This is a genomic window from Bradyrhizobium sp. 199 (assembly GCF_023073355.1).
Lineage (GTDB): Bacteria > Pseudomonadota > Alphaproteobacteria > Rhizobiales > Xanthobacteraceae > Bradyrhizobium.
Genome location: NZ_JADPJI010000005.1, coordinates 1,950,262 through 1,970,305, shown reverse-complemented (window position 1 = coordinate 1,970,305; position 20,044 = coordinate 1,950,262). Strand labels below are relative to the sequence as shown.

The 20,044-nt window shown below is 65.4% G+C and carries 21 protein-coding genes and 4 pseudogenes; 14 read left to right on the top strand and 11 right to left on the bottom strand.

Translation table 11 applies throughout. The annotated features are described in order from the left end of the window. The first annotated feature begins 19 nt into the window (after positions 1-19). Complete coding sequence (locus IVB28_RS18090) at positions 20-1,240, top strand: MFS transporter (RefSeq protein WP_247527903.1); 1,221 nt, start codon at positions 20-22, stop codon at positions 1,238-1,240. A gap of 21 nt (positions 1,241-1,261) precedes the next feature. Here IVB28_RS18090 and IVB28_RS18085 read toward each other — a convergent pair. The 8 genes and pseudogenes from IVB28_RS18085 to IVB28_RS18050 form a co-directional block, all read right to left on the bottom strand. Beyond that, positions 1,262-1,381 (bottom strand): annotated as a pseudogene (locus tag IVB28_RS18085) (ester cyclase); the annotation flags it as partial. Positions 1,382-1,397: 16 nt separating this feature from the next. Next, positions 1,398-2,270, bottom strand: coding sequence for a bifunctional helix-turn-helix transcriptional regulator/GNAT family N-acetyltransferase (locus IVB28_RS18080; protein ID WP_247527902.1), 873 nt, complete (start codon positions 2,268-2,270; stop codon positions 1,398-1,400). A gap of 65 nt (positions 2,271-2,335) precedes the next feature. Continuing rightward, positions 2,336-3,517 carry a VWA domain-containing protein gene (locus IVB28_RS18075; RefSeq protein WP_247527901.1) on the bottom strand — a complete coding sequence of 394 codons (1,182 nt, stop codon included), beginning with the start codon at positions 3,515-3,517 and terminating at the stop codon, positions 2,336-2,338. Next, positions 3,514-5,739 (bottom strand): DUF5682 family protein, encoded by a 2,226-nt coding sequence (locus IVB28_RS18070; protein WP_247527900.1) that lies wholly within the window; start codon positions 5,737-5,739, stop codon positions 3,514-3,516. The genes IVB28_RS18075 and IVB28_RS18070 overlap by 4 nt, the downstream gene beginning before the upstream one ends. Before the next feature lie 12 nt (positions 5,740-5,751). Continuing rightward, complete coding sequence (locus IVB28_RS18065) at positions 5,752-6,828, bottom strand: AAA family ATPase (RefSeq protein ID WP_247527899.1); 1,077 nt, start codon at positions 6,826-6,828, stop codon at positions 5,752-5,754. Then, entirely contained in the window at positions 6,825-8,117 is a 1,293-nt protein-coding gene (locus tag IVB28_RS18060; protein WP_247527898.1) for a DUF5691 domain-containing protein, read from the bottom strand. Before IVB28_RS18060 ends, IVB28_RS18065 begins: the two co-directional genes overlap by 4 nt. Positions 8,118-8,247: 130 nt before the next feature. Next, positions 8,248-9,633 carry an SWIM zinc finger family protein gene (locus IVB28_RS18055; RefSeq protein WP_247527897.1) on the bottom strand — a complete coding sequence of 462 codons (1,386 nt, stop codon included), beginning with the start codon at positions 9,631-9,633 and terminating at the stop codon, positions 8,248-8,250. A 55-nt stretch (positions 9,634-9,688) separates the two neighbouring features. Then, positions 9,689-10,105 (bottom strand): MmcQ/YjbR family DNA-binding protein, encoded by a 417-nt coding sequence (locus IVB28_RS18050; RefSeq protein WP_247527896.1) that lies wholly within the window; start codon positions 10,103-10,105, stop codon positions 9,689-9,691. Between the two features lie 205 nt (positions 10,106-10,310). Here IVB28_RS18050 and IVB28_RS18045 point away from each other — a divergent pair, with 205 nt between their 5' ends. The 10 genes and pseudogenes from IVB28_RS18045 to IVB28_RS18000 all read left to right on the top strand — a co-directional run bounded on the left by IVB28_RS18045 (position 10,311) and on the right by IVB28_RS18000 (position 16,496). Beyond that, entirely contained in the window at positions 10,311-11,975 is a 1,665-nt protein-coding gene (locus IVB28_RS18045; RefSeq protein ID WP_247527895.1) for an acetolactate synthase large subunit, read from the top strand. A 253-nt stretch (positions 11,976-12,228) separates the two neighbouring features. Further along, the gene (locus IVB28_RS18040; RefSeq protein ID WP_063983745.1) at positions 12,229-12,576 is read left to right on the top strand and encodes a Lin0512 family protein; all 348 of its coding nucleotides are present in this window, start codon (positions 12,229-12,231) and stop codon (positions 12,574-12,576) included. Positions 12,577-12,580: 4 nt separating this feature from the next. Beyond that, a complete protein-coding gene (locus IVB28_RS18035; protein WP_247527894.1) occupies positions 12,581-13,273 on the top strand; it encodes a GNAT family N-acetyltransferase in 693 nt (230 codons plus the stop codon). A gap of 58 nt (positions 13,274-13,331) precedes the next feature. Beyond that, positions 13,332-14,516 carry a serine hydrolase domain-containing protein gene (locus IVB28_RS18030; protein ID WP_247527893.1) on the top strand — a complete coding sequence of 395 codons (1,185 nt, stop codon included), beginning with the start codon at positions 13,332-13,334 and terminating at the stop codon, positions 14,514-14,516. Positions 14,517-14,611: 95 nt separating this feature from the next. After that, positions 14,612-14,701: pseudogene (locus IVB28_RS18025) on the top strand (DUF2892 domain-containing protein); the annotation flags it as partial. Continuing rightward, a pseudogene (locus tag IVB28_RS29505) lies at positions 14,701-14,825 on the top strand (sigma factor-like helix-turn-helix DNA-binding protein); the annotation flags it as partial. The pseudogenes IVB28_RS18025 and IVB28_RS29505, both read left to right, overlap by 1 nt. Before the next feature lie 63 nt (positions 14,826-14,888). Further along, positions 14,889-15,138 (top strand): annotated as a pseudogene (locus IVB28_RS18015) (DUF429 domain-containing protein); the annotation flags it as partial. A 90-nt stretch (positions 15,139-15,228) separates the two neighbouring features. Continuing rightward, positions 15,229-15,381, top strand: coding sequence for a hypothetical protein (locus IVB28_RS18010; protein ID WP_247527891.1), 153 nt, complete (start codon positions 15,229-15,231; stop codon positions 15,379-15,381). A gap of 173 nt (positions 15,382-15,554) precedes the next feature. Continuing rightward, positions 15,555-15,701: a hypothetical protein gene (locus tag IVB28_RS18005; protein ID WP_247527889.1), complete on the top strand. Its 147-nt coding sequence runs from the start codon at positions 15,555-15,557 to the stop codon at positions 15,699-15,701. 90 nt (positions 15,702-15,791) lie between these two features. Continuing rightward, entirely contained in the window at positions 15,792-16,496 is a 705-nt protein-coding gene (locus IVB28_RS18000; protein WP_247527887.1) for a glutathione S-transferase N-terminal domain-containing protein, read from the top strand. 2 nt (positions 16,497-16,498) lie between these two features. Here the strand turns inward: IVB28_RS18000 and IVB28_RS17995 are convergent, their stop codons facing one another. After that, positions 16,499-16,684: a hypothetical protein gene (locus tag IVB28_RS17995; protein ID WP_247527885.1), complete on the bottom strand. Its 186-nt coding sequence runs from the start codon at positions 16,682-16,684 to the stop codon at positions 16,499-16,501. A 16-nt stretch (positions 16,685-16,700) separates the two neighbouring features. Beyond that, positions 16,701-17,072 carry a tRNA-binding protein gene (locus IVB28_RS17990; protein WP_247527884.1) on the bottom strand — a complete coding sequence of 124 codons (372 nt, stop codon included), beginning with the start codon at positions 17,070-17,072 and terminating at the stop codon, positions 16,701-16,703. 104 nt (positions 17,073-17,176) lie between these two features. On the opposite strand from IVB28_RS17990, the gene IVB28_RS17985 reads away from it, so the two are divergent. Further along, complete coding sequence (locus tag IVB28_RS17985; RefSeq protein WP_247527883.1) at positions 17,177-17,536, top strand: ArsC family reductase; 360 nt, start codon at positions 17,177-17,179, stop codon at positions 17,534-17,536. Here IVB28_RS17985 and IVB28_RS17980 read toward each other — a convergent pair. Further along, the gene (locus IVB28_RS17980) at positions 17,533-18,174 is read right to left on the bottom strand and encodes a hypothetical protein (protein ID WP_247527882.1); all 642 of its coding nucleotides are present in this window, start codon (positions 18,172-18,174) and stop codon (positions 17,533-17,535) included. The genes IVB28_RS17985 and IVB28_RS17980 overlap by 4 nt on opposite strands. Positions 18,175-18,517: 343 nt before the next feature. On the opposite strand from IVB28_RS17980, the gene IVB28_RS17975 reads away from it, so the two are divergent. Both IVB28_RS17975 and IVB28_RS17970 read left to right on the top strand, forming a co-directional pair. Next, entirely contained in the window at positions 18,518-19,273 is a 756-nt protein-coding gene (locus IVB28_RS17975) for an ABC transporter ATP-binding protein (protein WP_247527881.1), read from the top strand. Next, the gene (locus tag IVB28_RS17970) at positions 19,266-20,012 is read left to right on the top strand and encodes an ABC transporter ATP-binding protein (RefSeq protein WP_247527880.1); all 747 of its coding nucleotides are present in this window, start codon (positions 19,266-19,268) and stop codon (positions 20,010-20,012) included. Before IVB28_RS17975 ends, IVB28_RS17970 begins: the two co-directional genes overlap by 8 nt. Positions 20,013-20,044 lie beyond the last annotated feature (32 nt).

Here is a 20,044-nt window from a genome sequence, read left to right as displayed (position 1 = left end):
GATCTTACGGGAGACCCAAATGACCCAATCCCCTTATCGCTGGGTGATCGTCGCCGCTGGCGGCCTGCTCGGCTGCGTCGCCATCGGCGGCATGTTTTCTCTGCCGGTGTTCCTGCAGCCGATCGCCAAGGACACCGGCTGGTCGGTAACCGGCATTTCCAGCGCGATGACGATCGGCTTCCTGGCGATGGCGTTCACGAGCATGGTCTGGGGCACGTTGTCGGACCGGTTCGGGCCGCTGCCGGTGGTGCTGACGGGATCGACGGTGCTGGCGCTCAGCCTGTTCGCTGCAAGCCATGCGACCTCGCTTCTGGCGTTCCAGGTCGTGTTCGGCCTCCTGACCGGCGCGTCCTGCGCGGCGATCTTCGCGCCCATGATGGCGGCCGTCACCGGCTGGTTCGAGACTCAGCGCAGTCTCGCCGTGTCGCTGGTGTCGGCCGGCATGGGCATGGCGCCGATGACGATGGCGCCGCTCGCGGCCTGGCTCATCTCTGGCCACGACTGGCGCACCTCGATGCAGATCATGGCGCTGGTGGTCGGCGCCATCATGATCCCGGTCTCGTTCCTGGTGCGCCGTCCGCCGGCGCTCGCGCAGGCCGCGGCCGCACCGACGGGCGCAGGGGCGGGGCAAGGCGAGATGTCGACAAGCGAGGCGCTGCGCTCGCCGCAATTCCTGATCCTGCTCGCGACCAATTTCTTCTGCTGCGCCACCCATTCCGGCCCGATCATCCACACCGTCAGCTACGCGGTGAGCTGCGGCATTCCGCTGGTCGCGGCGGTGACGATCTACAGCATCGAGGGGTTTGCCGGCCTCGGCGGCCGCATCGCCTTCGGCGTCCTTGGCGACCGCTTCGGCGCCAAGCGCGTGCTGGTCTCGGGTCTGCTGCTCCAGGCGTTCGGTGCGCTCGGCTATGTCTTCGCGCATCAGCTCGCAACGTTCTACGTGGTCGGGGCGCTCTTCGGCTTCATCTATGCCGGCACTATGCCGCTCTACGCCGTTCTCATTCGCGAGAACTTCCCACTCAAGATGATGGGCACGGTGATCGGCGGCACCGCGATGGCCGGCAGCCTCGGCATGGCCACCGGCCCGCTTGCCGGCGGCCTGATCTACGATGCGTTCTCCAGCTACGCCTGGCTCTACATTGCCTCCTGGGCAATGGGACTTGGCGCGTTCCTGATGGCGATGACGTTCCGCCCGTTCGCCAAGCCGCAAGGGCAAGTGGCCCCGGTCGCGGCGTGAAGTCGAGATCGAGGCGCAGCGTCAGAGCTGCGCCTCGATCGCGGTCTTGTCGATCGCCGACCAGACTTGCCGGATGTTTCCTTCTCGAAACTCGTAGAACACATTCTCGCAGCACGAGACGCGCTTGCCGTTGACGGGCATCTCGAACCGGTCCAGCTCACAACCGCTTTTCGAAGAACAGGTCCGGGTAGGGATCGTCGTTGTAGCGCGAAATCTCGCGCCAGCCCGTGGTGCGGTAGAGCTGGCCGGCCTCGGGCAGGGCGCTGTTGGTGTCGAGCCGCAGCAGCGTGATGCCGAGCCCGCGCGCAGCATCCTCGGTTGCGTCCATCAGGCGCCGGCCGAGCCGCAATCCGCGTGCGGCGGGTGCGACCCACAGACGCTTGATCTCGGCGTAGCCGTGATCGGTGCCCTTCAGGCCGACGCAGCCGATCGGCAGCGTGTCGGACATTGCGACAATGAACGTGCCGCGCGGCCGGCGCATGTCCTTGGCGTCAGGGTCGCGCGAGCGCGAGACGTCAAACCCCTGTTTGAAGCGGCGGCCGAGCTCGGCATAGCACTCGCGAAGGCAATGACGGGCCTCCTCGCTTTGCGGGTCGATTTCCTCGATCGTGACCCGCTCGCGCGTCAGGGTGGAGGCGATCAGGTCCATCGCCGCCAGCAGCGCCTCGCGTTGCGAATGTTGCGCGAGGAAACCTTCGGCCTGCGCATTCGACAACGCCTCATAGGCCGCGAATTCGCGCCGGCCCGCCCGCGTGAGCTTGGCCATGCGCCGCCGGGCATCATCGTCACGCGCGGTGGTCTCGATCAGCCCTTCGTCCTCGAGGCTGCGGAGCAGGCGGCTCATCAGCCCGGAATCGAGATCGAGATAATCGCGAATCCCCGCCACATCCGAACGCCCGCGCCCGATCGCATTGAGCACCCGTGCCGCACCGAGCGGCCGGCCCCGCCCCAGGAACGAGGTATCGAGCGCACCGACCGCAGAGGTGACGGCGCGATTGAAGCGGCGGACGCGAGAAACGGGGTCGAGCATGATGTCTGACTTTAGTCAGATATCCCGGCCTGTCAATTGGAGCGAGAGCCGACCGAGCAGGATGCTCAGGTCTCCGGCCGGACCAGCTTGATATCCTGGTCGGCGGCCCAGCCGGCAACGTCCTCTCGCTTCAGCGTCGTTGCCATCAGATCCGGGAACTGATCCGGCGTGCAGGCGAAGACGGGGATGCCCAGATTTGCGATCTTCGCGGACAGCGCGGGATGGTAGGAGGGATGGCCGGTGTCGGTCAGCGCCAGCAGCACGATCACGTTGATCCCGCGCGTTGCGAGCCGCGCCAATCGGTCGACCAGCTCATCCGCATTGCCGCCCTCATAAAGGTCGGTGATCAGGATCAGATGCGCTTTCGCCGGCCGCTCGATGCGCTCCTCGCAATAAGCGACGGCGCGATTGATGTCGGTGCCGCCGCCGAGCTGGACGCCGAACAAGACCTCGACGGGATCGGCGAGCTCCTCCGTCAGGTCGACGATCGCGGTGTCGAAACAGACGAGCTTGGTCGCAACCACGGGCAGTGAAGCCATCACCGCCGCGAAGATCGAGGCATATACGACCGAGGTCGCCATCGATCCCGACTGGTCGACGCACAGGATGACCTCGTCGAGATCGACGATGCGCCGCTGCTGGCGCAGGAAGCCGATCAGCCGTTCGGGCACCACGGTGCGGTGCTCTGGCTGGTAATGACGCAGATTGGCCTTGATGGTGCGCGGCCAGTCGATGTCGGCAAAACGCGGGCGATTGGTGCGCAGCGAGCGGTTCAGGGCGCCGCGGACCGCATCCGCCGTGCGCCGCTCGAGCCGCTCCATCAGCTCGGCCACCACCTTGGCGATCACGATGCGCGCGGTGGCCTTGGTCTTCTCCGGCATCACACCGCGCAGCGCGACCAGATCGGCGATCAGGCTCACATCCGCCTCGACCGTGGCAAGGAATTCGGGCTCGATCAGCATCTGGCGCAAGCCCTTGCGCTCGAAGGCGTCCTTCTGAATCACCTGCACTACCGGCGCGGGGAAGAACTCCCTGATATCCCCCAGCCACTTTGCGACGCGCGGCGCCGAGCCGCCGAGCCCGCCGCGGCCCTTTTTCGGTGCGTCGTCGCCGTCGCCATAGAGCGCCGTCAGCGCCTCGGACATGCGGCGGTCGCTGGCGGACAGGGCAGGGCCGTTCTCGGCACCTTCGGCATCGACGCCGAGAGCGAGCGTCCAGCGGCGGCTGCGTTCATCGGTCTCGCTCATCGCGCAGCTCCGGATCTGAGAAGGTCGAGCACGCGGGCCTGATGCGCGGGCCAGATCTCTCCTGCGTCCGCGATCAGACGGTATCCCTTCGCACCATCGGTGCCCCGCGCGAACAGCGCGTCCATCAGTCGGCGGCGCTCGGTGCGGTCGAGCCCTGAGAAGACCCGGCGGAACAGCGGCAGGCTGGCGGTGAAGGCCTCCTCGTCCAACGTCATCAACCAAGCGTCGACTGAGCCGCGCAGCGTCGCATCGTGGATCAGCCGCTGGCCGGCGCCCTCGAAAAAGCCTTCGAAGAAACCGGCCGCTTCCGCGACCGGCGTGCCGGGCGAGAGCATCCGCGTCAGCAGGTCCGCCGCATGATCCGCGGTCAAAAGCTCGGCCTCGTAGAGCAGCCGCGCCGCAGTGCCGGCGATCAGCCGGGTCGCCTGATCGTCGTCGATCAGCGCGCCGAGTCCCTCGCGCCACCCGGCCACGATCTCGGTCTCGATCTGGGCGAGCTGGACCGCAGCATCGGCTGCGAGGAGCGCGCCGCGCAGCTTGGCCGCCGCAGGACCATCCAGATTGCGCGCAGCATAGGGCAGGGCGAGTGCTGCCTGCACCACGATGCGCGGCATCAGCGCCGCCAGATGCTCGACCGTGCCGGAGCGGGCCTCGCCATAGCGCAGAATGTCGGCCATCGGCGGCAGCGCGGCCAGCAGCGAGGGGCCATCGCTCGTCAGCGCCGCCTTGGTCTCCAGCGCATCGATACCGAATTCGGTGGCGCGGGACAGGTCGGCGATCATGGCGTTGCGCACCAGCGTCGCGAGCGGACCAAGCTCGGCTGCCTTGCCCATCGCTTCGATCAGGCGCCCACTGGCGGCTTCCGCGATGGTCGAGCCGTAGAGCAGATTTTCCACGAGTCTAACGGCGAATTCCGGCTCCCAGCGCAACTGCCAGTTCTCGCGAAACGTCCCGCGACTGCGCCCCGAATCCGTCAGCCGTCCCCAGGGCACTTCGAGCGCGTTCAGCCGGTGCAGCAGCGTCGAGCGCATCAAGCCGCTTTCGCTGCGCAGATCGAGCGTCAGCGCCCGCTCCAGCGCCTCCGGCTTGAGCCGTGTCGCCTTCTGCTGCCGCTGCAGATCTTCGAGCAGCGGCGCGAGCGGCGTCGACGCCGGGATCGCGCCGACGCCCGCGCCGATCAGGAGCTCGGCCGAAATGTCGTCCCACATCGCGCGCTCGCCGTTGCAGAGGCAGGCGATTGCCGCCTCGCGCAGCTCTGCGAAACCCGGCGCAGGGCGGCCGCGCAGCGCCGCGAGTGCCGTCCCCAGGCGCTGGGCCTCGATCACCGATGCGGTCGATACGAAGTGGCCGCGATCGCGCAGCACGCGCGTTACCTTGGCGAGCCACTCGGCGGCGCGATCGCGCTCGCGCGTATCCCAGACATGCGCACACCATCCCGGCGCCACCACACCTGCGCCATAGCCGCTGGCGCGCGACAGGCGGGGCGCCGTCCACGGCGCCCAGGTCGCCCTGATCTTCGTCTTCGGCCGGCCCTTGAGCAATTCGCGATCGGCGGCAAGGCTGCGGCGCTCGGTGAGCGCCGGCACATGCCAGGCGCCGCAGACGACGGCAACATTGCCGTCGCATTCCTTTGTCGCCTTCGCTATCTCGATCCGCATATGCGCTTCGCGCGCGGCTTCGCGGGCCGACAGTGATTTTTCGTCTGCGCGTAGCGCCGTCATCGCGTCCGCAACGGCCGCGAAGATCGGGCCACTTGCGGGATTCTCCTCGATGACGTCGGACCACCAGGACTCGCCGTCGTCATAGCCGGCGGCGGTAGCGAGCGCGCCGATCGGGTCGTGGCTGACCGGATCGGCGTCGGCCCTTGCTGCAATTTCCTCCGCGACATCGCCGGCGGCAGCACCCAGCCTGTCCGATGCCGGCAGATCGATGAAGCGCAAGGTCGCGCCGTGGCGCACCGCCCAGCGTGCGGCCTGGTATTCCGGCGAATAGCCGGCAAAGGGAAAGAAGCTGGCGTTTGCCGGATCGTCCTCGGCATAGGTGAGTAGCGCCACCGGCGTCACCATATCGGGATCGGCGAGCATCGGCAGCAGCTCTGATGCATCCGCCGGGCCCTCGATCAACACCGCGACCGGCTTCAGCGCATCGAGCGCTTCCACCAGCCGCCGGGCGGAGCCAGGGCCGTGATGCCGGATGCCGAAGAGGGAGACCTCGCCTGCCATCGGGCGCGTCTGTCAGATCAGGTCGGTCAGCGAAGCATAATAGCCTTCGAAGCCGCGCCGCTTCTTCAGCACGGTCTCGAGATATTCGCCGAGCACGGCCGTGTCCTGCACGGGATCCTTCACGACAGCGCCGATCATATTGCTGGCGAGCGTTTCCGGCGTCAGCTTGCCGTCATTGAAGAAGGTCGCCTGGCTAATACCGCCGATCATCACCGCGATCGCTTCGGCCGTAGACAGGCCGCCCGAGGGCGACTTCAACGCGACCTTGCCGTCCTCGGTCGAGCCCGAGCGCAGCTCGCGGAAGATCGAAACCACCCGCGCCACCTCGTCGGCGACGTTCTTCGGCGCCGGCAGGTCGAGGTTTTGCGCCATTTCGCCGACGCGTTTGACGATGATCGCCACTTCCTCCTCGGCGCTGTCGGGCAGGGGCAGCACGACGACGTTGAAGCGGCGCTTGAGCGCCGACGACAGTTCGTTGACCCCCTTGTCGCGGTTGTTGGCGGTCGCGATGATGTTAAAGCCACGTTGGGCGTAGACGGCGGTGTTGAGCTCGGGGACCGGCATCATTTTTTCGGACAGCACGGTGATCAGTGTGTCCTGCACGTCGCTGCCCATCCGCGTCAGCTCCTCGAAACGGCAGAGCTTGCCACCCTCCATTGCGCGCATCAGCGGAGTGGCGACGAGAGCTTCGCGGCGCGGCCCGTGTGCGAGCAATTGGGCATAGTTCCAGCCGTAGCGGATCTGGTTCTCGTCGGTCCCCGCGGTGCATTGGATCACCAGCGTGGAATCGCCGGTGATGCCGGCGGCAAGATGCTCGGAGACCCAGGATTTGGCCGTGCCGGGTACGCCCAGCAGCAACAATGCGCGATCGGTCGCAAGCGTTGCGACGGCGGTCTCGATCAGCCTGCGGTCGCCGACATATTTCGGTGTGATGATTGTGCCGTCGGCCGCCTTGCCGCCCATGAGATAAGTCACGACCTGCCGCGGCGCGAGCGCCCAGCCCGCCGGCCGAGGCTGATCGGCAGCGGCGAGCGCTTTCAGCTCCGCCGTATAGCTCTCCTCGGCGGGCAGGCGCAGTTTCTCGCTCATGGTTTCGCTCCCTTGTCGTCCAACGCGGCGTTGAGCCGCAGCATGTCGAGGCGCGGGTCGCCGTGCAGCAGCCCCGCGCCGGTCAGACGTTCGAGCGCGCCTCGCGCTCCCTCGCGCGAGACGATCAGGCCCAGCGCATGAAGTTCTTCTGTATGGTCGGAGGGCTTCGCATCGTCGCGCTGGAGCGCGGCAAGCAGCGCCTTGCCCGTCGTCGCGGATAGCGGATCGCGAAGTCGCGCCGCCGTTCCCGCAATTAGCTGCACCAGCTCGAACCGGATGTCGCGTGTGTTCAGAGCCGCCTCGGCGTGCCTGGCACGCTCACCAGGCGCAAGCCGTTCAGCTAACGATATGATGAGACCGGGCGCATCGCGTTCGTTGACGGCGTCTGCCGCTTGCGTGACCTGCGCGTCGGTTCCTGTCGCCATGATCAGATCGACCAGCGCCGCATCGGCGGCCCGGTCCGCGTTCCAGTCCCACGCGGCGATCAGCTCCTGCGGCGCAAGGCCGAGCGCGTCGGCAAACGAGGCGAAGTCGGCGCCATCGAACAGCGCCTTTCGGCGCAGCGATTGCGCTGGTGTCTTGAGTGGTTCGGCCTGGACCACGCGCGCGCGGCGCAACAGCCCCATGGTCTTCACCGCGAAAAACCCCGCGAGCTCTGCTGTATCTTCGCCGGCGGCGGAACCACGGCCGAGACGTGCGAGCAGCGAGGTCGCAAGCGCCTTGACCCTGGGAGCGCGATCGTTCGCCGCGATGGCTTCGAGGAAGGTGAGGTCGTCATCGGAGAGCCGTTCTGCCAGCAACGACAACAGGCGCCATCGCACATCGGCGTTTTCGCCCGCAAGCCGTGCTTCGAGCACCGCGCGCGCCGCGGACGGCTCGCGGCGCCTGAGCTCTATCAACGCCACTTTGCGCGCCGCCGGCCAAAAATCGTCCCAATTCTCGGCAGTGAGCCGGTCGTCCGTCTGCCGCCGTGCCGCACTGTTGGACGCTGCGATCGCCGCCCAGTCGCGCCACTTTGCGTACACGTCGGGCGCATCTTCGTCATCGGCTTCAGGCATCCAATCGGCGGGATGGCTCGTCCAGCCGCGCGCCGCGAGGAAGTAGAGGAGATCGGTCTTGACCTTGCCCTGCTTCTTGGTGGCCAGGATGCGCCGCACGAGCGGGCGCAGGGTCTCGGGCACGGTTGGCAGTGCCAGCGCGGGAATGTCGGGCAGAACTCGCAGAGCCGCGCTCGGCTCGGTTGTCACGGCGGTGCTGAGGAACTGGCCCGCAAGCGCAAGCAGCCGCAACTCGGCCTCGGCCGGATCGTCGCCAAGCTCGGCGCGCCAGAACGAGGCTGCCGGCGCGGCCATAGAGCCCATCGTCCAGCGCGTGAGCACCGCACCCATCGCATCGTAGATTGTTTCGGCCGTGATCGCGTCACTCATGGCAGCCGATCCGTCCCCAACGGGTCCGTGCGGCCAGGATGGTGAGCCGGTTGCCCGACCAGATTGCAGCTGCGCGCGAGAGCTCGGTGCCGCAAAGCAGACCGTCAACTTCGGAGGCGATCGGCAGCGTCGCCGTGCCATCGGCTGATCGCCACCACATCTGTCCGGCATCATCGCGCGCGATTCGCCCCTTTGGCAGCAGCAGCGGAGTCTCGATCACCCAGGGCTCCGCGAGCAGGGGACGGGTCAGTGCATCGCTGAGCGCGGTGTCTGAAGCTGGCCATTCCAGCGCAGATATCGCCTCGCTCGCATCGCGGCGAACGAGCAGGGCGCGCAGCGGCTGCTGCGACGGGTAGAATACAAGTTCGGCCTGGAATCTCTCGCCGGGCGTGAAGACCGAGCCGCGTCGTCCGGCGCTTGCCGGGAAGAAGTCGAGCAGCATCGCAAAGCGCGGGCCGGTCACGGCGAGATTGAGCAGCCAGGTGGTCTGCGAAACCAGTCCGTCGCGGCGCGTCTGGACCTGCTCGGCCAGCACCTCCCAGCGCGCATCGACCCGCTGGGCCTGCGGGTCTGCTAGCACAATCTCGCGCGTCTCCGATGCGGCAACGGCGCGCCTGATCTCGGCGTCGCGCGGCGCGGCGCGGAAGGCGCGCGCAAGCAGGACCAGCTTGCCGAGCTCGACGACGGCGCCGCGCGGCCGATCACCCGCGGCCAGCGCGAGCAGGCGGGACGGCAGTTCGTCGATCCTGCCGGCGAGCACCGCGGCCTTGCCATCGACCAGCCGCGCCGCGATCCTCCGGCATCGCGCCGTCGCGTCGTCGATGAAGCCGGCCAACCCCATGCGCAGCTGATCGCCGATCCATTGCTCGAGCGCATCGAGCGCGTCGAAAATGGCGCGTTCGGTGTCTTCGTTGCGCTTGGCCGCCTGGGCCTCGCGCCGCGCCACATCTTTCGGGTCCTCGGCGACCTCAGGCTCGCCGGCGCGTGCGGCACCTAAATCCTTCTCGGTGGATGGCGCGTTGCTTGCAGGCTTTGCCGCAGTTGTGCCGCGGCGGCGCCCCAGCCAGTCGCTGACCCAGGCCGGCGTGTCTGCCGGCACGAACGGCACCACCGCTTCCGCATTCAGCCACAACAGGCCGAGCACGTGCTTGCAGGGGAATTTGCGCGAAGGGCAGGTGCACTTGTTGCCGAGGTCGCGCAAATCGGCCATCACGCGATACGGATTGGCGCCGGATCCCGCGCATTCGCCCCAGATCAGTGCGCCGTCCTGACTTGCGCCGACGCCGGACCATTTGGCGGGCTTTGCAAGGGCGGCCGCCGCCTTGAGCGAGGATTGATCGGTAGCGAGTTGCTCGACCGCTTTCAGATCAATCGCCACACCGACATCCCAAATCGAATCCTGGGCCGGTAGTATATCGGGGAAGGATGAAAGCTCAATGTCGCCGCGAGCGATCGGTGCGCTGCACGTGGGGATGGTCATGCCGGTCGGCCTCCGGCGACACGAGCCCAAGTTCCTTGCGGGTCTTCCGCGTCAGCTTGGCCACGATCAGCGCATGGGCCTGCGCGAGATAGGTGGTGAGCTCGGCGTCCGACAGGCTGCCGGTGCTGATGAGCTGCACCCATTTGGCGCGCGCCAGATACGGCGCCGGTCGCGCGAGGCCGTGCTCGATCAACATGGCATAGGCCATGTTGGAGACCTTGAACATGTAGCCGCCGGAGCGCGCGGCAAAGCCGCCGCCAAGCGCAAACATCTTGCCGCCGACCTTGAACACGGACGTGCCCTCCCACTGCACCACCTTGGTGACGGCGGGCAGGCGCAGGCAGCGGGTTTCGAAAGTCTTGGGCGGCATGGCCGAAGCGATAGCAGGTTGCGCGCAGCATGCAACGTTTGTGCTATCGGCCCCGCGGAATGGGAGGCTCAATTGTTTCCTGTTTCGCATGGCGATGGCGAAGTCGATGCCATGTGCCGCTCTTTGTGAGTTGTGCCGCGGTCGCGAACCGCTACCCTGCACCGGCTCTCGGAACTTGAGAGCCAGCACAGCAATCGGAGACGCCATGAGTGGGCAGGAACGCAAAGTAAAGGGATCCGACCTGTTTGTCGCCGCGCTGGAGAACGAGGGTGTCGACCGCATCTTCGGCGTCCCCGGCGAGGAGAATCTCGATGTGGTGGAATCGCTGCGCACCTCCAAAATCGAGCTGGTCCTGACCCGCCACGAGCAGGCCGCGGCTTTCATGGCCGCCACGCATGGCCGGCTGACCGGCAAGCCCGGCGTTTGTCTGTCGACGCTCGGCCCTGGCGCACTCAACCTGTCGACGGGCGCGGCCTATGCGCATCTCGGCGCGATGCCGATGATTCTGATCACCGGCCAAAAGCCGATCATGAGCAGCCGGCAGGCGCGCTTCCAGATCGTGGACGTGGTCGCGACCATGAAGCCGCTGACGAAACTGTCGCGGCAGATCATCAACGCCTCCAGCATTCCGACCGTGGTGCGCGACGCCTTCCGCGTCGCGATGGAGGAGCGTCCCGGGCCGGTGCATCTCGAGCTGCCCGAGGACGTCGCAGGCGACGAGGTGCCCGCCGTTCCCGTGATCCCGGTCCATCCGATCGAGACCGCGGTCGCCCATCGCGCTGCGCTCGACCGTGCGGCCGAGATGATTTTGGCCGCAAAGCGCCCGCTGGTGATGATGGGCGCGGCAACCAGCCGGCCGCGATCGACCCACGGAATCGCAAGCTTCGTGCGACGCACCGGCATTCCGTTCTTCACGACGCAAATGGGCAAGGGCACTGTGCCCGGCGGCACCAATCTCTACATGGGCACTGCCGCGCTGTCCGAGCGCGACTATGTCCACGACGCTATCGACGCCGCCGACCTGATCGTCGCGATCGGTCACGACCCGATCGAGAAGCCGCCCTTCATCATGGGCCCGTCGGGGCCGAAGGTCATCCACGTCAGCTACACGTCGGCGAGCGTCGAACAGGTCTATTTTCCCGACGCCGAGCTTGTCGGCGATGTCGGCCCGAGCCTGGAGCTGCTCGCCGATCGGCTCGAAGGCAAGCTGCCGCAAGCCGCGGCGCTGCTGCCGCTACGCGAAGAAATCCTCAACCACATCGCCGACCGCGCCACCGAGGCGCGCTGGCCGCCGACGCCGCAGCGCATCGTGCACGACATCAGGCAGGTGATCCCCGAGAACGGCATCGTTGCGCTCGACAACGGCATGTACAAGATCTGGTTTGCGCGCAACTACCGCACCCGCGTTGCAAATACGCTGCTGCTCGACAATGCGCTCGCGACCATGGGCGCCGGCCTGCCGTCGGCAATGATGGCCGCGATGCTCTATCCCGACCGCCGCGTGCTCGCGGTCGCCGGCGACGGCGGCTTCATGATGAACAGCCAGGAGATGGAGACCGCCGTCCGTCTCAAGCTCAACCTCGTCGTGCTGGTGCTCGAGGACAATGCCTACGGCATGATCCGCTGGAAGCAGGCCGTGGATCATTTTGCCGATTACGGCATGACCTTTGGCAACCCCGATTTCGTGCTCTACGCGAAGGCTTACGGGGCGAAGGGGCATCGGATCCAGAGCATTGATGGTTTTGGTCCGACGCTCGATGCCGCCTTTAGGGAGGGCGGCGTGCATCTGGTCGTGATCCCGATCGACTATTCGGAGAATGTGCGGGTGCTCGTCGACGAATTGCGGGCGCATGAGAAGACGAAGGCGTGAAGACTCAGTCTCGTCCCGCACCCAGCGCAGCACCTCTTCGGCGGTGCGCTGCAGAGCCGGCGCCCATGCGTCAGCGAGCTCCGCGGCCTTCTGGGTCTCGGCTCTGCGCAGCAACGCCACAAGCGCGTCTACGCGCGTCTTCGAAAGGTTATGGCGTTGCAGCGCGTTCGGGACACGAGAGGAGCGGCTATACTTGTGTTGCGCGTCCCGATCGCCGACACTCTAATCACCAAACCAACCACAGGAATATGAAATGACTCGCGTTCGCTGTATCACCGAGATGGGCATGGGCGTCGACGTCCACGGCAGGGACGCCACCAAGGCAGCGAAGCGGGCAGTGTCGGATGCGATCCGGCATTCCAGCCTCGGATTCTTCCGGATGATCGGCAAGACCGCCAACGACATGTTCGTCGACGTCACGATCGCCGTGCCCAATCCGGAAGCGGTCGACAAGGACGCAGTCGCCAAGGAGCTTCCTTACGGCACCGTGACCGTGACCGCGGTCAAGGGTGGGCTGGAGATTCCCTCAGCCACGGAAGTGGCCAACGATCCCATCCTGATTGCCAACGCCGCCGTCATCGTCAGCTTCGACAAGGACTAGACCGGTGTCCGACAGCGATGAGGCGCTGCTGGATCGTCCGATCTGGAGCGCGCTGACGACCAGCCACAAGCATCTGGCCGAGGGTGGACCGCGGGCGCTGCGCTATCCCGTGGACATGACGCCGTTTGCCGACATGGTCGACATGTCCGCGGGGAGCTTTGCAGCGCTCGGCGATCTCATGTCGGGCGCGCAGGTCGCCGCGCTGTTCACGCCGGAGCCCGTCCAAGTTCCCGCCGGTTTCAAGGTCGTGCTGGCCGAGACCGGCGAGCAGATGATCGGCTCGCCGGCCGACAGCCCGCTTCGCGATGCCGAGATCGTCACGTTGGGGGCTGCCGACGTTCCCGCGATGATGGCGCTGACGGAGCTGACCAAGCCGGGTCCATTTGCGCTGCGGACCCACGAGCTCGGCACGTTCCTCGGCATCCGTGCCGGCGGCGAACTGGTCGCAATGACGGGCGAACGAATGAAGCCAGGAAAGTTCGTCGAGATGACGGCGGTCTGTGTTCATCCCGAGCATCGCGGCCGCGGCTATGCGCAGGCACTGCTCGCAGCGGTGGCGCGCCGGATTGAGACGCGCGGCGAAATTCCGTTCCTGCACGTGTTTTCCCACAACACGTCCGCCATCGCCCTCTACCAGCGGCAGGGAATGCGCATCCGGCGTCGCCTGCACGTCACTGCGCTGATGAAGGAGGAATAAGCTGCGGCGTGGACTTCTTCGCGCTATATCCATCCCAACCACAAATTCGGGGAGACACATGGACGCCAGGGTCAGCGATTTTTCCGCCGCGCGGACGGCAATGCAGCGCTACGTCGATCAGGAGATCATTCCGGGCGCATCCTGGGCCGTGCTGCGCGGGCGCGAGGTGGTCGACCAGCAATGCCTCGGCTTTGCCGACCGCGAGGCCAACACTGCGCTGCGGCCCGATCATATCTTTCGCGCGTTCTCCAACACCAAGATCTTCGTCACCTGCGCGATCATGCTGCTGGTCGAGGAAGGCCGCATCGGGCTCGATGACCCGGTCGAGAAATTCCTGCCGCAACTCGGCAATCGCAAGGTGCTGAAGGAGGGCGCGGCTGGTCTTGCCGACGTCGAGCCGGCGAAAAGCCCGATCACGATCCGCCAGCTTCTGACCCACACCTCCGGTCTCAGCTACGGCGTCTTCGATCCCGGCACGGTGCTGTTCAAAGCTTACAACGAGGCGCGCGTGCTCAATCCGCTGACGCCGCTGACTGACCTGATCGACAGCCTCGCCGATCTGCCGCTGTCGTTTCAGCCGGGCACGTCCTGGGAGTATTCGGTGGCCACCGACGTGCTCGGCCGCGTCGTGGAGGTCGTCTCCGGCCAGGCGCTCGATGCCTTCCTGAAGCTGCGCATCTTCGCTCCGCTCGGCATGACCGATACCGGTTTCCACGTGTCCGAAGCGGAGCAGGGCAGGTTGGTCGCGCTCTATAACGGCGCCGACGTGTTCGATCCAATGAAGCCGGGCCTCACGCGGGCCGACCATCTGCCTTATCCCCAAGCCTATCGGCGGCCGTTCCCGCGGCTCTCGGGCGGCGGTGGTCTGGTCTCGACCCTTCCCGACATGCTGGCGCTGGTCCGCGCGCTGCTGCCTGGTTCGGATGCGCTGCTGAAACCGGAGACGCTGCGGCTGATGATGACGAACCAGCTGCCCGCGGGCCAGACCATTCGCTTCGCCAATCTCGGTCCGATGCCCGGCAAGGGTTTTGGCCTCGGCGGTGCCGTCACCTTCGCGCCGACGCCGTTTGATCCTCCGAACTCCACCGGCGAATTCCAGTGGGGCGGCCTTGCCGGCACCCATTGGTGGATCTGCCCGCAGGCAAATACTGCTGGCGTGCTGATGACCCAGCGCTACATGGGCTTCTGGAATCCCTTCTTCTTCGAGTTCAAGCGCCTGGCCTATCAGGCCGTCGGAGGCTGACCCGCGAAAAGTTGTGCGCGCCCGCGAATCCTTTTCGGCCGGCGCGCCCTCTTGGTGGTCGAGGCCGTCAGCCTCGGCTCATCCCGGAGGATGCAATGGCATTTTACAGGAAGAACATCGGCGGACTGCAGCAGACGGTGCGGATCGGCCTGGGCGTCGCGCTAGCGGTCGCGGCAGTGGTTTACTGATGCGCGACGTCAAGGAAATGACATCCATGAAATTGCCGCCGCGCTCGGTGCGACCCGGCAGACCGTAAAGGCTCGCCTGCATCGCGCCCGCGCCTTGATGCGGGGATATCTGACGAGATGAGATCTGACCGACGAAGAGAGAGATACAGAGGCACGCGTGAAAACTGAATCACGGACGCCTGGCGTGCCTAACTATCTCGGCCTCGACGGATGGATTCCGCTTTGGTTGGGTTGCAGCCTGGATCGATGAGGGCGGCGATCACGGCTTCGACTGTTCGCCGAGCCTGACGCGCTTGCTTGCGATCCCGCACGCGCATGCGATGATCGACATGCCGATCGGATTGAATCCGAGCGGCTATCGCCCTTGCGATCTGCGTGCGCGCGAATTGATGGGCCCCGCGGTCTTCCTTGGTGCGCGCCGCGACCTCTGGAGCGACGAGATCGATCCGCGGGGATTGCGCATGGAGATCAATTATTGAAGCCGGTCATCTCTCGCGCGAGTTTCCGTCTCCCGGAGAGCCGCGATGATGACGATTTTGCTTCGGGCAGACGCCATCGTCGTCCAGGCTTGCTGCTCTCTGTTCGTAGTCGTCGGCCATCTCCTGCAGCCGCCGCGCGGCTTGGCGATGCGCCAGCTCGCCAGCGACGCTGCGACACCGTTCAGCATGGTCGAGTAGGGCGCGCTTCTCGATGCTCATCTGGCGACAACGCTTGGAAGGCGGAATGGTCCCCTCCTATGGCGACAGCTCTCAGGCAACAGACCGGGAAAATGTAGCAAGATTCTCGAGCGGAGCAGGAACATGGTCCTTGGAGCGACGTTTAGGCAACAGCTGCTGAGGGACGCGACACCATGAACGACGTCTGCCAATGGGCAACCGCGATGCTTGCGATTGCCTTTACGGTCCTGCTGTTGATGACGGGGCAACGGTTCACCGAGGACCGACGGCAACATCAAGCGAGAATCCCGACCGTGGCGATGGCGACGCTGCCGCCTTAGATGCGGGAGGCGCCGGGACGAAGAGTGACTTGCGCGGTGCGGCGTCTCGCCTAGATTAGGCGCGCCTCACTCCGTGCACCAAAGGTCCCGATGTCCGATCTCTCCGCCTTTCCCATCACCAAGCGCTGGCCGGCCAAGCATCCGGAACTGCTGCAGCTCTATTCACTGCCGACGCCGAACGGCGTCAAGGTCTCGATCATGCTGGAGGAGATCGGACTGTCGTATGAGGTCCATCTCGTCGATTTCGGCAAGGACGACCAGAAGACGGCGGAGTTCCTCTCGCTCAATCCGAACGGCAAGATTCCGGCGATCCTCGATCCCGACGGTCCCGGCGGCAGGCCGCTGCCGTTGTTCGAGTCGGGCGCGATCCTGCAATACCTCGCCGAGAAGACCGGCAAGCTCCTGCCAGAGGACGCCGCGCGCCGATACCAGACGCTCGCCTGGCTGCATTTCCAGATGGGCGGCGTCGGGCCGATGTTCGGCCAGGTCGGCTTCTTCCACAAATTCGCCGGCAAGGATTTTGAGGACAAGCGGCCCCGTGACCGCTACGTCGCCGAAGCCATGCGCCTGCTCGGCGTGATGGAGACGCATCTGGCCGGCCGGCAATGGTTCATGGATGACGACTACACCATTGCCGACATCTCCATGCTCGGCTGGGTGCGCAATCTCATCGGCTTCTACGGCGCCGGTGATCTCGTCGAATTCAGCCAGTTCAAGTCGGTCGGTGCCTGGCTCGAACGCGGGCTTGCGCGTCCGGCGGTGCAGCGCGGGCTGAGCATTCCACAGCGGCCCTAAGATCAGGTCAGTGCCTTGTGGGTCATGTAGAGCGCCATCAGCAAGATGAACGCCATCATGACCCGGCGCAGCGCCAATTTGCTGGCCCCACTGGCCATGCGTGCGCCGAGATCGGTGCCGATCCAGAGACCGGCAAGAATGCCGATGATCGCCGGCCAGCGTCGCGAATGCCGCGCCCGAGGCGGCACCGCGGCTTCGATCCGGCTAGAACAGCCGTCCGCCGTTCGGCACCGGCTTGCTCGGCTGCACCAGCACGACCTTGCCGCCGGCATCGGGGAAACCGAGCGTCAGCACCTCCGAGATAACAGGTCCGATCTGGCGCGGCGGGAAGTTGACGACGGCCGCCACCTGTTGCCCCACCAAGGTCTCGAGCGGATGGTGTTCCGTGATCTGGGCCGAGCTCTTGCGCACACCGATGGCGGGTCCGAAGTCGATCCATAGCCGAAAGGCCGGCTTGCGCGCCTCGGGGAACGGCTTGGCATCGACGATGGTGCCGACGCGGATATCGACCGCGAGGAAGCTGTTGAAGTCGATGCTCGGCGTGGCGGCGGCTGCGGGATCGTGGGTGACGTGCATGGGATGTCCGTTCGGCGAGTTGGCGTCATTCGCAATATTGTCGCGCGAACCGGAGTTTCGTACAACGCCGCGCACATCACGACATGCCATGCGCGAGGAACGTCTTGCCCACCATCATCTACGGCATCAAGAACTGCGACACCATGAAGAAGGCGCGCGCCTGGCTCGACACAAATGGCGTGCCTTACGCGTTTCACGACTACAAGGCCGCGGGCGTGGAAAAGGACAAGCTCAAGCAGTGGAGCGACCAGCTCGGCTGGGAGACGCTGCTCAATCGCGCCGGGACGACGTTCAAGAAGCTCCCTGATTCCGACAAGGAAGGCTTGAACGAGAAGAAGGCGCTGGCGCTGATGCTAGCGCAACCATCGATGATCAAGCGGCCGGTGCTGGAAATCGGCGGCAAGCTGCTGGTCGGCTTCAAGCCGGATATCTATGCCAGGGAGGTCGGCGGCAAAGCGCGCTAGTTCAGCTCGATGACATCGGAGGTGACGCCGGGCTGGTCCCCGAACTCGACCAGTTCGGCCGTCGCGATGCGGCCAGGCGCGCGATGGAAGAGCTCGCGGTCGATCACGGCGCGCAGCTTTGGACGCGGCAGCGCGTCATTTCCGCGCATCAGGTTCTTGATCTCGAAGCCACCGTCCTCGCAGAACGTCTTGACCGAGGCGATGATGTGACAGACCGTGCCGTCGGTCTGGAACGGCAGCAGCAGCCGTTCATAGGCGACGATGCGCCCGTAGATGTCGTCGACCTCCGCAACGCTGTAGACGGGCAGCCCGCGCGCCACGCATTGGTGATAGATCGGCATCACGAATGGCGCGAGTCGCGGCCCGAGATAGTCTTCGAGCAGAACGCCCTTGCCGGTATGTCCATAGGCGCGCGAGATGCGCGTGTTTTCGCTCTGAATGGTGAGGCGCGGCGCGGGCGCCGCAGCCTCCACCGTGTAATAGATGAGATCGGACAGCTCTTCCTCCAGCCGCGCAGGCTGATACTCCCAGACCGCAGGCACGATCTGCTCGCGCGCGTAAAGGCGCAGCCACGTGTTCAGGAGATCACGCTGCTTGATCGACTTGACGACGGGCGGAGCGGCGCTTGTGAAATCCAAGACAATATTCCCGGAACGTCAAAACCCGCGCATGATCCCCTTTGGAGGAAAATTTTGTATGAAGGCTGGCGCGCCAAGCGAAACACCGTTAACGACGGCTTGACGACGGGTGCCTTCGCCAACCGGGAGGCCGGGCAGGCTCGACGTCACAACGTCTCCGACTAAGGGAGCATTTGTATCCCAGCCGGAGCCCTGATCTGCTCAGCTTTCCGCCTTGCCTAACCCCCGTCACCTCCGGCATATTCCGCGCCCGGAGGCGGCGTTCCGGGTAGGCACCAAGGCCTCCGGAAAGCCGAAGCAACAAGGATAGCCACGCGCGCCGCGCGGGCAGGGGGAAATCTGTTTGGCCGATGAGTTTATTCTCGAAACGGAAGGCTTGACCAAGGAGTTTGCGGGCTTCTTCGCCGTCCGCGACGTCGCGCTCAAGGTTCGCCGTGGCAGCATTCACGCGTTGATTGGCCCGAACGGGGCCGGCAAGACGACCTGCTTCAATCTTCTGACCAAGTTCCTGAAACCGTCTGCCGGGAAAATCCTCTATAAGGGGCAGGACATCACCGCGATGGCGCCGGCCGACGTGGCGCGCCTGGGGCTGGTTCGTTCGTTCCAGATTTCGGCGGTGTTTCCGCATCTCACCGCGCAAGAGAACGTCCGTGTCGCACTTCAGCGCCAGCACGGCTCTTCGTTCGATTTCTGGCGCTCCAAGTCGGTGCTCAACCGCTTCAACGATCGCGCGCGCGAATTGTTGAACGATGTCGGCCTCAACGAGTTTGCCAACACGCCCGCGGTCGAGATGCCCTATGGGCGCAAGCGTGCACTGGAGATCGCAACCACGCTCGCGCTCGACCCGGAGATGATGCTGCTGGACGAGCCGATGGCCGGCATGGGCCACGAGGACATCGACAAGATCGCGGCGCTGATCAAGCGTATCTCCGCGAAATATACCATCCTGATGGTCGAGCATAATCTGAGCGTCGTGGCCAACCTCTCCGACATCATCACCGTGCTGACGCGCGGGCAGGTGCTCGCGCAAGGCCATTACAGCGAGCTCACCAAGGACGAGCGCGTCAAGGAAGCCTATCTGGGAGCCGGTCATGCCTGACACTGCGATTGCCGAGGCTCCGGCCAAGGCTGCGACCGGCGGAAACATCCTCCAGGTCCGCAACCTCGAAGCCTGGTACGGCGAGTCCCACATCCTGCACGGGATCAATTTCGACGTGAACGCGGGCGAGGTCGTCACCCTGCTGGGGCGAAACGGCGCCGGCAAGACGACCACGCTGAAGTCGATCATGGGCATCATCGGCAAGCGCACCGGCTCGGTGAAGTTCAACAACCAGGACATCATCCGCGCGACTTCCGACAAGATCGCGCGCATGGGCATTGCGTTCTGCCCGGAAGAGCGCGGAATATTCTCCAGTCTCGACGTGCGGGAGAATCTGATGCTGCCGCCGGTGGTCCGTGCAGGCGGACTGCCGCTCGATCAGATCTTCGACCTGTTCCCAAACCTGAAGGAGCGGCTCAACAGCCAGGGCACCAAGCTGTCGGGCGGCGAGCAGCAGATGCTGGCGATCGCGCGCATCCTGCGTACCGGTGCGAACTTCCTGATGCTGGACGAGCCGACCGAGGGTCTTGCGCCCGTCATCATTCAGCAGATCGGGCACACGATTGCGCGGCTCAAGAAGGAGGGTTTCACCATCCTCCTGGTGGAGCAGAACTTCCGGTTCGCATCGACCGTCGCCGACCGTTATTACGTGGTCGAGCACGGCAAGATCATTGACGGATTTTCCAATTCCGAGCTGGCCGCGAACATGGACAAGCTCCACACCTATCTCGGCGTCTAGGACTACCAACGAAAAAATTCAAAAAGGAAAGT

Coding starts and splice junctions, on each gene's coding strand:
- IVB28_RS18075 (WP_247527901.1), bottom strand. CDS start 3,517: ATGAGCGAGACCGATGAACGCAGCCGCCGCTGGACGCTCGCTCTCGGC.
- IVB28_RS18050 (WP_247527896.1), bottom strand. CDS start 10,105: ATGCCGCCCAAGACTTTCGAAACCCGCTGCCTGCGCCTGCCCGCCGTC.
- IVB28_RS18010 (WP_247527891.1), top strand. CDS start 15,229: ATGATGACGATTTTGCTTCGGGCAGACGCCATCGTCGTCCAGGCTTGC.
- IVB28_RS18065 (WP_247527899.1), bottom strand. CDS start 6,828: ATGAGCGAGAAACTGCGCCTGCCCGCCGAGGAGAGCTATACGGCGGAG.
- IVB28_RS18040 (WP_063983745.1), top strand. CDS start 12,229: ATGACTCGCGTTCGCTGTATCACCGAGATGGGCATGGGCGTCGACGTC.
- IVB28_RS18045 (WP_247527895.1), top strand. CDS start 10,311: ATGAGTGGGCAGGAACGCAAAGTAAAGGGATCCGACCTGTTTGTCGCC.
- IVB28_RS17990 (WP_247527884.1), bottom strand. CDS start 17,072: ATGCACGTCACCCACGATCCCGCAGCCGCCGCCACGCCGAGCATCGAC.
- IVB28_RS18030 (WP_247527893.1), top strand. CDS start 13,332: ATGGACGCCAGGGTCAGCGATTTTTCCGCCGCGCGGACGGCAATGCAG.
- IVB28_RS18080 (WP_247527902.1), bottom strand. CDS start 2,270: ATGCTCGACCCCGTTTCTCGCGTCCGCCGCTTCAATCGCGCCGTCACC.
- IVB28_RS17970 (WP_247527880.1), top strand. CDS start 19,266: ATGCCTGACACTGCGATTGCCGAGGCTCCGGCCAAGGCTGCGACCGGC.
- IVB28_RS18005 (WP_247527889.1), top strand. CDS start 15,555: ATGAACGACGTCTGCCAATGGGCAACCGCGATGCTTGCGATTGCCTTT.
- IVB28_RS18070 (WP_247527900.1), bottom strand. CDS start 5,739: ATGGCAGGCGAGGTCTCCCTCTTCGGCATCCGGCATCACGGCCCTGGC.
- IVB28_RS18090 (WP_247527903.1), top strand. CDS start 20: ATGACCCAATCCCCTTATCGCTGGGTGATCGTCGCCGCTGGCGGCCTG.
- IVB28_RS18000 (WP_247527887.1), top strand. CDS start 15,792: ATGTCCGATCTCTCCGCCTTTCCCATCACCAAGCGCTGGCCGGCCAAG.